This is a genomic window from Streptomyces sp. NPDC093149 (assembly GCF_044754145.1).
Lineage (GTDB): Bacteria > Actinomycetota > Actinomycetes > Streptomycetales > Streptomycetaceae > Streptomyces.
Map to the genome: position 1 here is coordinate 212,984 of NZ_JBIVON010000001.1, position 13,025 is coordinate 226,008.

General features: G+C 68.4%; 16 protein-coding genes. 7 read left to right on the forward strand and 9 right to left on the reverse strand.

The window, feature by feature from the left end:
* Window positions 1–9 precede the first annotated feature (9 nt).
* Complete coding sequence (locus ACIQCZ_RS01080; protein WP_402278507.1) at window positions 10–471, reverse strand: ATP-binding protein; 462 nt, start codon at window positions 469–471, stop codon at window positions 10–12.
* Window positions 472–684: 213 nt separating this feature from the next.
* Between ACIQCZ_RS01080 and ACIQCZ_RS01085 the strand changes: the two genes are divergently transcribed.
* The 4 genes from ACIQCZ_RS01085 (at window position 685) to ACIQCZ_RS01100 (ending at window position 2,496) form a co-directional block, all read left to right on the forward strand.
* Window positions 685–1,536 carry a Scr1 family TA system antitoxin-like transcriptional regulator gene (locus ACIQCZ_RS01085; RefSeq protein WP_402278509.1) on the forward strand — a complete coding sequence of 284 codons (852 nt, stop codon included), beginning with the start codon at window positions 685–687 and terminating at the stop codon, window positions 1,534–1,536.
* Window positions 1,537–1,547: 11 nt separating this feature from the next.
* Window positions 1,548–1,739, forward strand: coding sequence for a DUF397 domain-containing protein (locus ACIQCZ_RS01090; protein WP_402278511.1), 192 nt, complete (start codon window positions 1,548–1,550; stop codon window positions 1,737–1,739).
* Complete coding sequence (locus ACIQCZ_RS01095; protein WP_376216613.1) at window positions 1,732–1,977, forward strand: DUF397 domain-containing protein; 246 nt, start codon at window positions 1,732–1,734, stop codon at window positions 1,975–1,977. The genes ACIQCZ_RS01090 and ACIQCZ_RS01095 overlap by 8 nt, the downstream gene beginning before the upstream one ends.
* 114 nt (window positions 1,978–2,091) lie before the next feature.
* Window positions 2,092–2,496, forward strand: coding sequence for a toxin-antitoxin system YwqK family antitoxin (locus ACIQCZ_RS01100; protein WP_402278513.1), 405 nt, complete (start codon window positions 2,092–2,094; stop codon window positions 2,494–2,496).
* Window positions 2,497–2,523: 27 nt separating this feature from the next.
* Here ACIQCZ_RS01100 and ACIQCZ_RS01105 read toward each other — a convergent pair whose 3' ends face one another.
* The 7 genes from ACIQCZ_RS01105 to ACIQCZ_RS01135 form a co-directional block, all read right to left on the reverse strand.
* The gene (locus ACIQCZ_RS01105) at window positions 2,524–3,411 is read right to left on the reverse strand and encodes an alpha/beta fold hydrolase (protein ID WP_402278515.1); all 888 of its coding nucleotides are present in this window, start codon (window positions 3,409–3,411) and stop codon (window positions 2,524–2,526) included.
* 41 nt (window positions 3,412–3,452) lie between these two features.
* A complete protein-coding gene (locus tag ACIQCZ_RS01110; RefSeq protein WP_402278517.1) occupies window positions 3,453–4,919 on the reverse strand; it encodes a DUF6177 family protein in 1,467 nt (488 codons plus the stop codon).
* 27 nt (window positions 4,920–4,946) lie between these two features.
* A complete protein-coding gene (locus tag ACIQCZ_RS01115; protein ID WP_402278519.1) occupies window positions 4,947–5,195 on the reverse strand; it encodes a hypothetical protein in 249 nt (82 codons plus the stop codon).
* A gap of 411 nt (window positions 5,196–5,606) precedes the next feature.
* On the reverse strand, window positions 5,607–5,975 hold the full coding sequence (locus tag ACIQCZ_RS01120) for a toxin-antitoxin system YwqK family antitoxin (RefSeq protein ID WP_376471533.1): 369 nt from the start codon (window positions 5,973–5,975) through the stop codon (window positions 5,607–5,609).
* Window positions 5,972–8,239, reverse strand: coding sequence for a hypothetical protein (locus ACIQCZ_RS01125; protein ID WP_402278521.1), 2,268 nt, complete (start codon window positions 8,237–8,239; stop codon window positions 5,972–5,974). The genes ACIQCZ_RS01120 and ACIQCZ_RS01125 overlap by 4 nt, the downstream gene beginning before the upstream one ends.
* Before the next feature lie 126 nt (window positions 8,240–8,365).
* Complete coding sequence (locus tag ACIQCZ_RS01130; RefSeq protein ID WP_402278525.1) at window positions 8,366–8,671, reverse strand: DUF6507 family protein; 306 nt, start codon at window positions 8,669–8,671, stop codon at window positions 8,366–8,368.
* A gap of 373 nt (window positions 8,672–9,044) precedes the next feature.
* Window positions 9,045–9,980, reverse strand: a complete 936-nt coding sequence (locus tag ACIQCZ_RS01135; protein ID WP_402278527.1) for a LysR family transcriptional regulator — start codon at window positions 9,978–9,980, stop codon at window positions 9,045–9,047.
* Between the two features lie 134 nt (window positions 9,981–10,114).
* On the opposite strand from ACIQCZ_RS01135, the gene ACIQCZ_RS01140 reads away from it, so the two are divergent.
* Entirely contained in the window at window positions 10,115–11,359 is a 1,245-nt protein-coding gene (locus ACIQCZ_RS01140) for an MFS transporter (protein WP_402278529.1), read from the forward strand.
* 104 nt (window positions 11,360–11,463) lie between these two features.
* Complete coding sequence (locus tag ACIQCZ_RS01145) at window positions 11,464–12,063, forward strand: cysteine hydrolase family protein (protein ID WP_402278531.1); 600 nt, start codon at window positions 11,464–11,466, stop codon at window positions 12,061–12,063.
* 132 nt (window positions 12,064–12,195) lie between these two features.
* On the opposite strand, the gene ACIQCZ_RS01150 is transcribed toward ACIQCZ_RS01145, so the two are convergent.
* Entirely contained in the window at window positions 12,196–12,420 is a 225-nt protein-coding gene (locus ACIQCZ_RS01150; protein WP_402278533.1) for a hypothetical protein, read from the reverse strand.
* A gap of 209 nt (window positions 12,421–12,629) precedes the next feature.
* Between ACIQCZ_RS01150 and ACIQCZ_RS01155 the strand changes: the two genes are divergently transcribed.
* Window positions 12,630–13,013 (forward strand): cold-shock protein, encoded by a 384-nt coding sequence (locus ACIQCZ_RS01155; RefSeq protein ID WP_351081896.1) that lies wholly within the window; start codon window positions 12,630–12,632, stop codon window positions 13,011–13,013.
* Window positions 13,014–13,025: the final 12 nt, after the last annotated feature.

A 13,025-nucleotide genomic window follows, 5' to 3' on the forward strand; every position in this document is an offset into this window, starting at 1 on the left:
GACGCGGGTTCACCGGGCGCCGTACGACGGAGCGTCGTCCGTCTTGGCTGCGCATTCCACCCAGAGCAGTTTCCCGCCCTGCCCCGGCAGTCCGGTTCCCATGGGGTGGGCGCCCCAGCTCTCCGCGTAGAGGGTGACGAGGTAGAGCCCGCGTCCGCGTTCGGCGAGTTCCTCCGGTGCTTCGGCGCCCCAGCGGAAGGGGGCGGGGATGTGCGGGTTGGTGTCCCACACGCTCAGCCGGATACGGCTGTGCCCGGCGTCGCGCAGGCGCAGGGAGTAGGCCCCCGTGGAGTACAGGTACGCGTTGGTGATCAGCTCGCTCGCCAACAGCTCAGCGATCTCGGTGAGTTCGCGCATGCCGTGCACGCGCAGGACGGTGCGCAGGGTGGAGCGGGCCACGCCGGGAGCGCGGGGATTCTGCGGGAGTTGGAGGGTGTACGCCCAGGGCGGGGATACCGTGGCACTGACCATGGAAGTCTCCGATCACGGAGGAAAGTTGGAGGGTGCGCTTCGAAGTGCCCGGTGACGAGGCCGCTCCGTCGAGCGGGGTACTTCCGGGCGAGTGGCCTGAGGCAGACATTAAACGAATGCAAGGATTGCTTGCATCGATCGACCGGAATCCTTGAGCTGAACCACTCGTGTGAGTGACAGTCCAACTGAACTTCATTCAGGGGAGAGTTCGACATGGCAGGCAGGGCCGCCCCTACCGCACGTCGCACACGGCTCGGCGCCGAGCTGCGCAAACTGCGGGAGCGTGCCGGAATGACCACCACCCAGGCGGCCGACCTCCTGGGTACGAGCTCTGGGCAGCTCAGCAACATAGAGGTGGCGCGATTCGGTGTCAGTGCCGACCGTGTACGGGTCGCGGCCCATACATACTCCTGCACCGATCAAGCGCTGATCGAGGCACTGGTCGCCATGACAACCGACCGCAAGCGCGGCTGGTGGGAGGAGTACCGGGAGATCCTGCCGCCCAAGCTGCTCGACCTGGCCGAGATCGAACACCATGGCACCGGCCTGCATGCGGCGCACAGCATCCACATTCCTGGCCTGCTCCAGACCGTCGATCACGCCCGGGAGATCTACCGGCAGGCTGTTCCCGAGTTGTCCCCACCGGAGATCGAGCACCGCGTCTCCTACCGCATCAAGCGGCAGGAAGTGCTCTACCGGACGGACCCCGTCCCCTACCGGGCCGTCATCCACGAGGCCGCTCTGCGCATGATGTTCGGCGGCCCGAATATCGCCCGAGGACAGCTCAAGCACTTGCTCAGGATGAGCGAGCTTCCCCACGCGACCCTCCGCGTGATCCCTTTCGAGGCCACGTACTATCCGGGCTCGGGCCAATCCGTGTACTACGTACGCGGACCGGTACCCACACTCGATACCGCGCAGCTCGACCAATCGCACGGGCCCGTGTTCATCGACGCGGAGGCCCAGTTGGCCCAGTACCGTCTGCTGCTCGAACGACTCGACGACGCGGCGCTGGACGAAGCGCGATCCCGAGAACTCATCCACAAGGTCACCAAGAGCCTGTGAAAGGAACCATGATGTCCGCACACGCTTGGCAGAAGTCGTCCTACTGCGCGCAGGGAGAAGCCTGCGTGAACGTAGCCGCGGCCTGGACCGGAGCAATAGCGCTCACCGAGAGCGGCGACCCCACCGGGGCGATACTCCACACCACACCCGCCGCGTGGGCCGCTCTCGTGCGCGCCGTCAAGGAGAACCGTGCCCATGGCTGACATCCCCGCCGACCTCACCTGGATCCGTGCCGCCCCCGAGGGCGAGGAGGGCCCCGGCCCCTGGATCGAGATCGCCTTCGGCCCGGACGAACTCGTCTATCTCCGGGAGACCGGCGACCCCGAGAACGTCGTGACGACGACCACGACGAAATGGGACGCCTTCACCAAGGGCGTCGTGGCCGGCGAGTTCGATCACTTCGCCGAGCTCGACGGCGACGGCCCGGACACCTCGTCCTGACAGAATCGGACCGGGCCGGATATCACAAGTCACCGTCGGAAGGCGGAACTTGCGGACCGTCAGCCGACAGGATCCGCCCGTCGAACCAGACACCAAGACAGCTAGGAAGTCTTCATGGACCGAGTCCCGGCAGACCGGGTCGACTACAAGGACGACGGCCTCCACTACCTGGAGGACGCGCCCTTCACCGGGGTCGCGTTCACGGAAAGAGATGGCGCCCTCAGGTCCGAGGCGACCTACCGGGAGGGTCTGCGGTGGGGGCCGACGAAGGAGTGGTATCCGTCGGGGCAGCCCATGGTGGACTCGACGTTCGCGCGGGGGGAGCTGCACGGACGGGCCCGGGAATGGCACAGGAACGGGCAGCTGGCGGAGGACGGCGAGTACGAGTACGGCATTGCGTTGTGGGCGAAGCAGTGGGCTGAGAACGGTGTTCTTGAGGACGACTACACGCTTACGGAATCCGACTCGGACCATCAGACGCTGCTGCACTTCCGGGCGCTCTACGGCGGAGTGTCGTGACCGTGGCGGGGCTGCCACCGAAATGGTTCATTCGCGGCCGGTGTGCGCCTCGATGGCGTCGTTGATCTCGGGCCAGAGTTCGCGGGGGCGGTCGTGACCCATGTCGGGGATCAACAAGAGCTTCGCTCCGGGCACGAGCTCTGCGGTGCGTTCCCCGCCGCTGGGGTCGACCAGTGTGTCGTCCAGGCCATGGATCACCAGGGTCGGGACCTGAAGCTCCCGGAGCGCTTGTGCGCGTGAACCACTGAGGATCAGCGCTCCGAGTTGACGTCCGGCTCCGGCAGGGCAGTACGCGCGGTCGTAACTGTCGGCAGCCAGCTCACGAAGGGCCGCGGGGTCGCCATAGCGCTTGGAGGCCCACACCAGATCCCTCTCCGCCGCTGCGATGTATCCCTCGCGGTCCGCCGGCTTCGGACTGGAGATCGCCGCCTGGGCTTCGGGACTGGGCCGGCCGTATTCGGGTTCGCCGGTCGAGGACATCATCGACGTCAGGGTCAGTACCCGCGTCGGTTGGCTGATGGCCATCATCTGGGCGAGCATTCCGCCCATCGAGGATCCGACCACGTGAGCTCGTTCGATTCCGAGCGCCGTGAGCAGGCCGAGGCCGTCGTCGGCCATGTCCTGATGCGTGTAGGGAACCATCGCGAGGGCGGACGGCATGTCTCCCGAGCTCACAGCGGCGACGAGCCAGCCCGTATCGACGGGATGGCCGTCGAACTTGGTGGACAGCCCGCAGTCGCGGTTGTCGTACCGGATCACGTAGCGGCCACGATGGGCGAGTGCGCGGCAGAAGTCCTCGTGCCAGGCGAGCATCTGGGCGCTGAAGCCCGTCACGAGCAGGACAGGTGTGTCGGAGGGGTCACCGAAGGTTTCGTACGCGATGGATACTCCGGGCGAGACTTCAACAGTCGGCATGCCTGCAGTTTCCCAGCAGCGGCTGTCGGAGCACACCCGGACTATCGGTCGCGTTCGACCTTCACTTCCTCCACGCGGGCTGCCGAGCCCCGGTTCTTTTCTCCTGCCGGGCGTTCGTTCAGGTGGTCATTGATCCGCTGGAGGCGCTGCCAGGCGGCAAGGTCTGTTCCGTCGCCGAGCGCACAGTGCAGGGCGGGCCGGCCGGCGGCCGGGCCCAGCCGGGTGGCCGTGATGCCGTCGAACACCCTGTGGCCCTGGTCAAGGCCGCGGTCGGCGACGGCGTCGGGCCCCAGGGTGAGGCTGAGGGGTACGGGCGGCGGCTCGTAGTGGGCCGGGGTGGTCAGATCGGCGCGGGCGGTGCGTAGTTGGGTGACCATCGTGGCGAGGTCGTGCCCGGTCGCCAGGGACGCGGCCAGCTCGGGCAGGGCGCCTGCCGGGCCCTCATCGCCCCTGTACCCGATGGCCAGGGTGATGTGCTCTTCGACTCCGGCGCGGGTGCGGGCGATGCGCACGGTGGCGATCGCCGGGCGGTCGGGGGCGCCGACTGCGACGATCCAGGTGGGCAGGGCCTGTTGCGCGCGGGTGCGGGCCAGGTCGGTCAACTGCCGTGCCGACCAGGGAACGTTGACGGGTTCGGCGGTGGCCCACCCGGCGGGCGGGGCCCCGGTGAGCGTGCGCCATGCCTGCTCCAGGGCGCCGCCCAGGACGAGCCGCTCGTCGGCAGGGTGGACCGTACGGACGGAGAGCAGCAGCTGCCGTTCCCCCTCGGTGCCGGGACGGGGCCGGAAGGCGTCCGCGATCCGGGGCGAACCATCGCCGGCAGGGACAGGTGCGAGGTGCCCGTCGCGCCAGTGCAGCACGGCTCCGGAGAGCCCGTCGTAGTAGCCGCACTCGGGGTCCCGAACGACCCAGCGGGAGGGCAGTCCGTCCAGCAGTGTGCGGGCGGGGAGGGTGAGCCGGGCGCCGGGCGGGGTGAGAATCTGTAGTTCACGCCCGGTGCGGACCGTGTTGCGCACCACGTCGGTCAGCCAGGTCGTGGCAGCGACGACGGGGCGGCCCTGGATGACGACGGCGGCCGTGTCGGTGAGTATGTCGACACCCATGGGTGCTGCCGTCGTGGTGGCGTCGGAGAGACCGGCCACGAGGTCGGTATGACCGGCCTCGCGCGGCCAGACGGTGCCCCCGAGTTCAGCCGTCAGGCGCCCGGCGACGGACCCGGCCAGCCGCCCTGCCTCCTCCACGGCGGTGGTCGCCCGCGCCTCGGTCCACCACACCGGCGACTCCGCGTGCACGCTCGACCCGAGCAACCGGTCCACCTCGCCCGGGACTTGGAGGTACCGGGGCGCCTCGACCGACACCAGTGCCTGCCCGGCAGCGGTGCACAACTGAACGACGGACCCACCACCCGCCCGGTTCACGAGCAGATCGGGGCCACCGGCGTGCAGCCCGGCCAGCAGCGTCTTGGTGTCCGGCATCTGCGGGGTCAGGGCGATGACGTCCTGGGTCATGTATTACTCCTGAAGTGCCGGAATGCGTCATCCCTCTTCGCTGGCTTGAGATGTCAAAAGCAGCGTGAGTTCTGCGCTGGCGAGCATTCTCGTGATCTCGATGGGAAGATTTTTTAACTCGGCCATCACGACATCTGCAGGGTCGATTTTGCGATTCTTCCCATCGCGATCTTCCGTCTCGATGACATAGCGATATCCGCGAGTTGTAGTTGAGTCATCGACCACCGTCCAGCGGGCGCCGTACTTTTGAATCAAGAAATCCGACACGTATGACATCAGATCACTGTGCAGTGTTGCCCAGTCTGATTGGTCGAACTGGTCGAGAGGGAGGCGTGACACGTAATTCTGCAGGGCTGGAATCAGACTCAGTGGATTCCGGAGAGCCTCGGATAGAGGTGCGTCCATGGATACCCACCGCAGGTCAGATCGGGACCCATACCGTCGTTGCCGCATCCGGGGTAGAGATGCGGAAGGCGACAGCATGGCCGTAGTGCGTCGGTTCGCCCGGCTCGGGGACCACCCGAGAACGGAGGTGATGTCTCGAAGCGCGCCCTCAAGTCGCGGCGTGTTTCGGCGAGTAGACCTCGGGGTGCGGACGACCGGAGAAATCGAACCAGTTCCAGATGTCGCAGGCGCTCCGCCGGTCGTACATTTCTTGAAGAGTGGGAAAGGTGCCCGCGCCGGCCCCTATTCGCGATGCCAGTCGCGGATGACGTTGCCTTCCTCGTCCCAAGTGGTCTCCTCTCGAAGCGAATAGATGTCGTCATCGAAAAACTTTCGGGATTTCAGAGTGCCATTGGGGTGCCATTCCAGGAACTCCCCTGATGCAACGCCATTGATGACAGTTCCCTGCAACCTCAACGAGCCATCCGGATGCCACATCTGGGACAATCCGTTCTTAATTCCGTCGACGTAGGTGTCAAGGCAGACCATTTGCCCACCCTGATATTCTGCGACCTCTCCTGTGAACAACTCGTCCCGATAGAGCATGCGATGACCCATGTCCATATCGACATCAGGGTCATCGATGTCGATGCGATGCACCTGGTTCATCATGGAATCCAATTCTCGTCGCTCGGTGGATAGCCCGTAAATCGACCGTGAGGTGACGGCATGTCAGGCAGCATATTGTAACAGTTGGCGCAGAATGGGGCACCCTTGCCCGGAAGTCCCGTTTCCTTGTTCTTCAGGAAAGGGAACTCGACTGATGCCCGTATTTCCTTGAAGGTATCTACGCCGTCCGGCAATCCCAGACGGGTGCGAGCCCACAGCAGCTCGTTGGTGGCTTTCACCTCTGCATGGCCCAGCGGCTGGTCCGGGTGAGGTTTGTTAGGGGCCAGCGCCTCGTAAAGCTTTTGAAGCGTCGGGTGGAGCTTTTCCTTGGGGATAATGTTGTCCGGGCGCCCGTTGATCCCTTCGATCACAATGCCGGTCCGAGTGTCCATGACTGCACCCACGCAGGCGCCAACGTCACCCTTGACGAACTGCTTGGCATCCTTGGCGTCGCGGTAGACCTGTGCCCTCTCCTTCGCAATGGCATCCAGATACTGGTCAACAGGTCGGCCGTCAATGTGGGTGATTACGCCATCTGCAACTGTGACGCGGGAGCTATGCGGGTCGAACAAGCCCAGCAGTTTCTCCCCATGGTCGGCCGGGAGAGTGCCGTCCGGGTCCGGCAGACGGGTTTCCGGAGAAATTGCCTCGGCTGCTGTCGGCGCAGTTCCCTGCGCTTCGTGACCTGCGTGTCCGTCAGAGCCCGAATTATGAGGGAGATCAGGCTCACCTTGCCTTGGCACGGTCGGGCCGTCGGTGGGGCCCGAACCGCCGGGGCCGCCCGTGTGGTCTGGGCCGTTCGGGGTCTCTCCGTGCCCTCCTCCGGTATGGCCACCGTCGCCACTTCGAGCTGGGCCCAGTTCTCCTCCTGGCCCGTGCGTCGTGTTTCCCTTGCCGCCGCCGCCCGCATCGTGGCCGCCGTGCGGCGGCAGGTTGTCGCCGGCGTGGGCGGCGGCTCCGGGCGTGCGTCCCCCGGCACCGACCAGCTCGCGGTCGCCCTGCCGTCCGCCGACGCCCCGTTCGGCTGCTGAGGGTTCGTGCTTGGCCGGGTCCAGGTGGGGTTTGCCGTCCCGGTCGAGCGGGATGAAGTTGCCGTCCTTGTCGACCCGGTAGCGATCGCTCAAGTCGAGGGCGCCATCGGGGAACTTCGTCTTCGGTATCTGGAGGTGGTCGCTGACATTGGCCAGGACCTGGGAGACCTTGGGCAGGTCCGAGAGTGCCTTGGCGGCCTTGAAGGCGCCGCCGAGGGGGTCGAGGGCGTCGCCGATCTTCGCCACGGTGCCGGCGGCCCTCGCGAACGTGCCGCCCTTGCCCAGCTTCGAGGCGGCGGCCAACGGGCCGGAGGCGAGGGTGAGCAGGTTGAAGGAGACCACGGCATGGGCGCGAGCGGGGTCGTCTGCCGTCATGTCGTACGCGATGAACTGCTTGCCGAACTCCTTCGTGTACACCTTGCTGTCGCGCTGCCAGCCGGTCAGGTGCTCGTCCTGTCCGAACAGGTCCATGCCGTAGGCGTAGCCGCCGACGACGGTGCGCCTCAGCCCGTCCCAGGCCTGGTCGCGCTCCTGCGCCCCGTGGAAGCCGGCCAAGGTGCCCAGGCCGTCGATGCCACCCCAGATGCTGTCCTTGGCAATGCCGTCCCACGCCCAGCTCTTGGCCCCGTGCCCCCACCACTCCAGACTCCAGCGCTCGTAGGTGCGGCCCTCGGGGCTGCCCCACGGCAGATCCTTCACGTCCTTGAGCGCGTCGGCGGTCTGGCCGTACATGCCGAGTCCGTGCGTACCGTCGTCCACGACCCACTGAGGGCGGCACATGCCGGGACTGATTGCGTTGATCTTGTTGGCGGCGTTGCGCTCGGCCTCCTGGAAGGCCTCGCGTGCCGCCACTACGCCATCCAGCAGAGCCTGATGTGCGTCGACCTTGCTCTGGTCCTCGGTCCAGTCGTCATCGTCCCGGACGCTGTCGACGAAGGTGAACGCGTCCAGCTTCAACTGCTTGAGCCGGTCCGCGTGCGGCTTGGCCTCGAAGATGAACGTGTCCAGGGCATCGGCCAGCGACTCGATGTCCCCGGCGAACTCCTCCGCCGTATCCATCACCGGCTGCGTGGACGAGAACAGCTTGTCGGCCTCGGGAGCCTTGTAATAGGCGGCCGTCGCCTGGAAGCGGGAGTGGACGTCCTTCCCTCCGGTCCGGATGCCCGTGGCATGCGTACGCAGGCTGGACGCGGCCTTCTCCAGCTGACCGAAGTCACCCGTGTTGCGGTATCCCACCCGGTTCGATCACGCCGGCTACTCCCCGCCCCGGTCGCCGGGCTTCTGCCCGACCGCCCTGATCTCGGCGGGAGTGGGCGCCTTGGCCGCGTCGCGCTGGGCCTGGGCGGCCATGGCCAGGTCGCCCTAGATGTACTCGGTGGTGGCCTTGACCGTGCCGTCCATCGACTTCTTCGTGCGCGCCGCCATGAACCGGATCCGCTGCTGGGTGTCGGCGACGAAGTTCACCACCGCGGCACCCACCGGCCCCGCGGGCGCCTCACCGCAGTACGGGCCACTGATCGTCCCGGCGTGCAGCGCGGCGTCCTCCACGCTCTCGCCGTAACCCCTGACGTCCTTGCTCAGGTCCTCGGCCGCCAGCCCCACCAGCGACAGAACGGACTCCACCCCGCTCGGCCTGATGTCCCACCCCGTCACACCAACCCCCCGCATCCCCCGGCTGATACGCCCCGTCAACTGCGCCCGGCACCACGCGTGCCACTGACAGCAGGATCCTCATCTGTATCAACGCGCTCTTAGCATTTGCAACGCATTTCAAGTCAAACGCAAGTTGGCGGTGGGCGTGCGGCGTCGCTGCCGGGGTGTGTGGCGATCGGTAAGTACTGCCGGATGAGCGGCTTGTGCTGCCCTTTTCGGTTCCGGCCGCTGTCCTGTGAGCCGAGGATCGGGCGGCAGCAGGGTGGGGCTCGTGGCGTTTGCGGTCAACAAGCTTGCGGTCAACAAGCTTGCGGTCAACAAGCCGGCGCCGGCCTGCCGATGCCGGCGTCCGTCGGTCCGGCCACGGTGATCGCGGATGCGGCGGCGTTCAGCGCGGAATCACCCAGCCCGGCATCCAGGTCCCGGTGGCGTCGTGGCGGGCCGTTGTGGCGGCGAGGTGGGCGCGGAGGGTGGCCAGCGCGGGGTGGGAGTTGTCGCGGTGCCAGAGGAGCGAATGCGGGTAGACGGGTGTCGGGTCCGTCACCGGGATGCGGCGCAGGCCGTGGCCCGCGGGCCAGATGAGGCGGGTCTGCTCGCTCATGAAGGTGGCGAGGGCCGGGGTGTCGGCGATGGTGTCGAGGAGCGCGTCGGAGCCGAAGTTGGGGCCGGTCGCCTCGATGGTGAGGCCGAACTCGGCGACGAGATCGTCGTAGTAGGCGGCCCACTCGGTACCGGGGACGATGCCGGGCATCCAGATCCGGTGCCCGGCGAGCCGGGTGAGGGGCACCGACCGGGCGCGCGCCAGCGCGTGGGCGGGGCCGGTGAGGAGCTGGAGCGGCTCGTCGAGCACCCGGACGGACTCGATGTCCTCGGGAAGGGGCCGGCCGGGCGCGGTGACGGCACGGAAGGACGCGTCGATCGCGCCGGACCGGATGGCGGCGACGGCCGTCTCGATGTCGAACAGCATCACCACGTCGAGGTCGATCCCGGGGTGCGCGCGGTGGAAGCCGCGCAGCAGGCCCGACGCCGCGCCGCGCGAGTTGATCACGTCGACGCGCAACGGGCGGTGGTCGGTGCGCACGGATGCGACCGCGCGGTCGGCGACGCGCAGCAGTTCCTGGGCGTGGGGCAGGAACGCCTGTCCGTCGATGGTGAGCTCGGCGCCGCGCGGGGTGCGGGTGAACAGCCGTACGCCGAGGTCGCGCTCCAGCGCGGCGATGCGCTTGGAGACGGCCTGCTGGGTGACCGCCAGCTCGGCGGCGGCCTCCTGGAACTGCCCCGCGTCGGCGGCGGCGACGAAGGTCCGGACGGTGTCGAGGTCCATGCCGACACCCTAGGGGTACAACCGTTGGTTGTGGCCGGATGGTCCTGTGGTTGTTTGCTCCCCGGTCACGGTGCTCGCTTTGATGCTTCCGATCGCGCATCGGTTGTGCGAGTGAGCAGCGAGGGGCATCGGACATGAGAAGCGGGCACCGGTTGGGGCGGCGGTTCGGGTGGCTCTGGGGAGCGTACGGGACCAGCGCGCTCGGCACGTGGCTCGCCTTCGGCGCGTTCCCGCTGATCGCCATCCGGGTGCTGCACGCCGGGCCGGCGGAGGTCGCGGCGCTGTCCTCCGCGGGGGCGGCGGTGGGCGCCGCCGTGGCGGTGCCGCTCGGCCCGTGGGTGGAGTTCCGCCGCAAGCGGCCGGTGCTGATCGGGATGGACCTGGTGCGGTTCGCGGCGCTGCTGACGATCCCCGCCGCGGTCGCGCTCGGCGTGCTCACCTTCGTCCAGCTCCTGCTGGTCTCGGTCGTCGTCGCGGCGGCCGACATCGGCTTCCGCGCCGCCTCCGGCGCGTACCTGAAGACGCTGCTGCCGCCCGAGGACCTGCTCGTCGCCAACGCCCGGTTCGAGTCCACGACCTGGACGACCACGATCATCGGACCCCCACTGGGCGGCGCGGCGATCGGGCTCCTCGGTCCGGTGGCGACGGTGGTGGCCGACGCGGTCAGCTACCTGCTCTCGGCCCTGGGAATCCGTGCGACGGGTGGCAAGGAGCCGCGGCCCGAGCGCCGGGAGACGGCGCACATGCGGGCCGGGGACCTGCTCGACGGCTGGCGGTACATCCTCGCCGACGCGACGCTGCGTCCGCTGTTCTTCAACACCGCGTTGTTCAACGGCCTGGTGATGGCCACCCAGCCGCTGATGGCCGTCCTGATGCTCGGCCGACTCGGGTTCGCACCGTGGCAGTACGGCCTCGCCTTCGCCGCACCCGCGATCGGCGGGCTGCTCGGTTCGCGGCTGGCCCGGCCGCTCGTCACCCGGTTCGGGCAGCACCGGGTCCTGGTCGCGGCCGGGGCGCTGCGCGCGCTCTGGCCCGTCGGCCTGGCCTTCCTGGGGCCGGGGACCGGAGGACTGCTGCTGGTGATGGGCGTCGAGCTCGGGCTGATCTTCTGCTGCGGGGTCTTCAACCCCGTTTACGCCACCTACCGCCTTGAGCGCACCGCGACCGAGCGGGTCACCCGCACGCTGACCGCCTGGTCGGTGACGACCAAGGCCTCGACCGCGCTCCTGACGGCCGCATGGGGCGTGCTGGGCGGGCTGCTCGGCCCGCGCACGGCCATCGGCCTGGCCGGCGTGCTCCTGCTGGCGACCCCGCTGCTGCTCCCGCGACGCGCCGCGGCGCCCCTCGTCGAGCCGGAGCCCGCCGGCAGCCCCACATGACCCACCGCGACTCGCCACTGAAGCCCGCAAGGCCGCGGCTGGTCCGCCGGCGCGCGTCCGCGTCCGCGCCGACCAGGCGCACCACCAGCAAGGAGAACACTCGCGTGAGCACCGCCCCCGCACTCGATCCCGCCCGCACCGCTCTTCTCGTCATGGACTACCAGCCCGCGATGCTGGCCCTTCTGCCCGAGGGCGGGGACCGCGAAGCCCTGCTCGGCCGCGTGGAAGGGGCCATCGCCGACGTCCGCGCCCACGGCGGCACCATCGCCTACGTCCGCGTCGGCTTCACCGAGGCCGACTGGGACGCGATCCCGGCCGCCAACAAGTCCTTCGCCCCGGTGGCCCGGCACCGTGTCATGCACCACGAGGACCCTGCCGCTGCCGTCCACGAGCGCCTGGCTCCCCAGGACGGCGACATCACGGTGCGCAAGATCCGCCACGGCGGCCTGTCCACCACCGACCTCGACCAGCGGCTGCGCGAGCGCGGCATCACGACTCTGGTCGTCTCCGGCATCAGTACCAGCGGCGTCGTCCTGTCCACCGTCATCGACGCGGCCGACCGCGACTACGGGCTCTACGTCCTGTCCGACGGCGTCGCCGACCTCGACACCGAAGTCCACGACGTCCTGCTCCATCGAGTCCTGCCCGCGCGGGCCCACATCATCGACACCGCCGAGCTGCACACCCTGCTCCGGGCTCACTGACTCGAACCGCCGAGCCGATCCGCGAGGCCGCCGCACCCGCCCGGTGCGGCTGCCGCCCGCACCCCGGTACCCGGCCCGGCAGCCGGGATCCGTCCGGCGCGAGGCCGACACGGTCGCAGGGCGCCCCCGGCCCTACCGCTTCGGCGCCCCCGCCCGTACCGACCGCACCACGCCCGCCGCGGCGATCAGGAAGCCCACGCCCATCAGCATGCACAGCGACCACGCGATGGGCGGAAGCGGATGGGTGCCGAGGAACAGCGGTGCCATCGTGGCCAGAGTGGCCAGCGCTCCGATGAAGAAGACGATCGCGCCGATCCGGACGAGCCGGTCACCTGCGCCAGAAGGAGTAGTGCTCACCCCGCCAGGGTAGTTGCCGGCACCGGCGAAACGCCCCGCGGCAGGCCACGCGTGGCGCAGGCACCGTTTCTGGACACAGTCCGGATGACCAGGCTTGACGAGGGGTACTTCACCTGGGGAGGCTTCTGCCAGCAGGGGAGCACCACCACTGGATAGCCTGACCTGCTGAGGCTTTGTTCCGGCATACGGGTTGAGATGGGGTGCGTGCTTTGCCGACTGGCAAGGTCAAATGGTTCAACAGCGAGAAGGGCTTCGGCTTCCTCTCCCGCGACGACGGCGGCGACGTCTTCGTGCACTCCTCGGTGCTTCCCGACGGCGTCGACGCACTCAAGCCCGGCCAGCGCGTGGAATTCGGTGTCGTGGCAGGTCAGCGCGGAGACCAGGCGCTCTCGGTGGCGGTTTTGGACCCGACCCCGTCCGTCGCGGCCGCGCAGCGCCGCAAGCCGGACGAGCTCGCGTCCATCGTGCAGGATCTGACCACCCTGCTGGAGAACATCACGCCGATGCTGGAGCGCGGCCGCTACCCCGACAAGGCGGCCGGCAAGAAGATCGGCAGCCTGCTGCGCGCGGTCGCCGACCAGCTCGACGTGTAGGACCGGGTCCGG

Bases quoted from the DNA above. Each gene is read 5' to 3' on its own strand.
- ACIQCZ_RS01135 (WP_402278527.1), bottom strand. From the start codon at position 9,980: ATGGACCTCGACACCGTCCGGACCTTCGTCGCCGCCGCCGACGCGGGG.
- ACIQCZ_RS01080 (WP_402278507.1), bottom strand. From the start codon at position 471: ATGGTCAGTGCCACGGTATCCCCGCCCTGGGCGTACACCCTCCAACTC.
- ACIQCZ_RS01115 (WP_402278519.1), bottom strand. From the start codon at position 5,195: ATGTCATACGTGTCGGATTTCTTGATTCAAAAGTACGGCGCCCGCTGG.
- ACIQCZ_RS01110 (WP_402278517.1), bottom strand. From the start codon at position 4,919: ATGACCCAGGACGTCATCGCCCTGACCCCGCAGATGCCGGACACCAAG.
- ACIQCZ_RS01120 (WP_376471533.1), bottom strand. From the start codon at position 5,975: ATGATGAACCAGGTGCATCGCATCGACATCGATGACCCTGATGTCGAT.
- ACIQCZ_RS01085 (WP_402278509.1), top strand. From the start codon at position 685: ATGGCAGGCAGGGCCGCCCCTACCGCACGTCGCACACGGCTCGGCGCC.
- ACIQCZ_RS01130 (WP_402278525.1), bottom strand. From the start codon at position 8,671: ATGCGGGGGGTTGGTGTGACGGGGTGGGACATCAGGCCGAGCGGGGTG.
- ACIQCZ_RS01095 (WP_376216613.1), top strand. From the start codon at position 1,732: ATGGCTGACATCCCCGCCGACCTCACCTGGATCCGTGCCGCCCCCGAG.
- ACIQCZ_RS01090 (WP_402278511.1), top strand. From the start codon at position 1,548: ATGTCCGCACACGCTTGGCAGAAGTCGTCCTACTGCGCGCAGGGAGAA.
- ACIQCZ_RS01105 (WP_402278515.1), bottom strand. From the start codon at position 3,411: ATGCCGACTGTTGAAGTCTCGCCCGGAGTATCCATCGCGTACGAAACC.
- ACIQCZ_RS01140 (WP_402278529.1), top strand. From the start codon at position 10,115: ATGAGAAGCGGGCACCGGTTGGGGCGGCGGTTCGGGTGGCTCTGGGGA.
- ACIQCZ_RS01100 (WP_402278513.1), top strand. From the start codon at position 2,092: ATGGACCGAGTCCCGGCAGACCGGGTCGACTACAAGGACGACGGCCTC.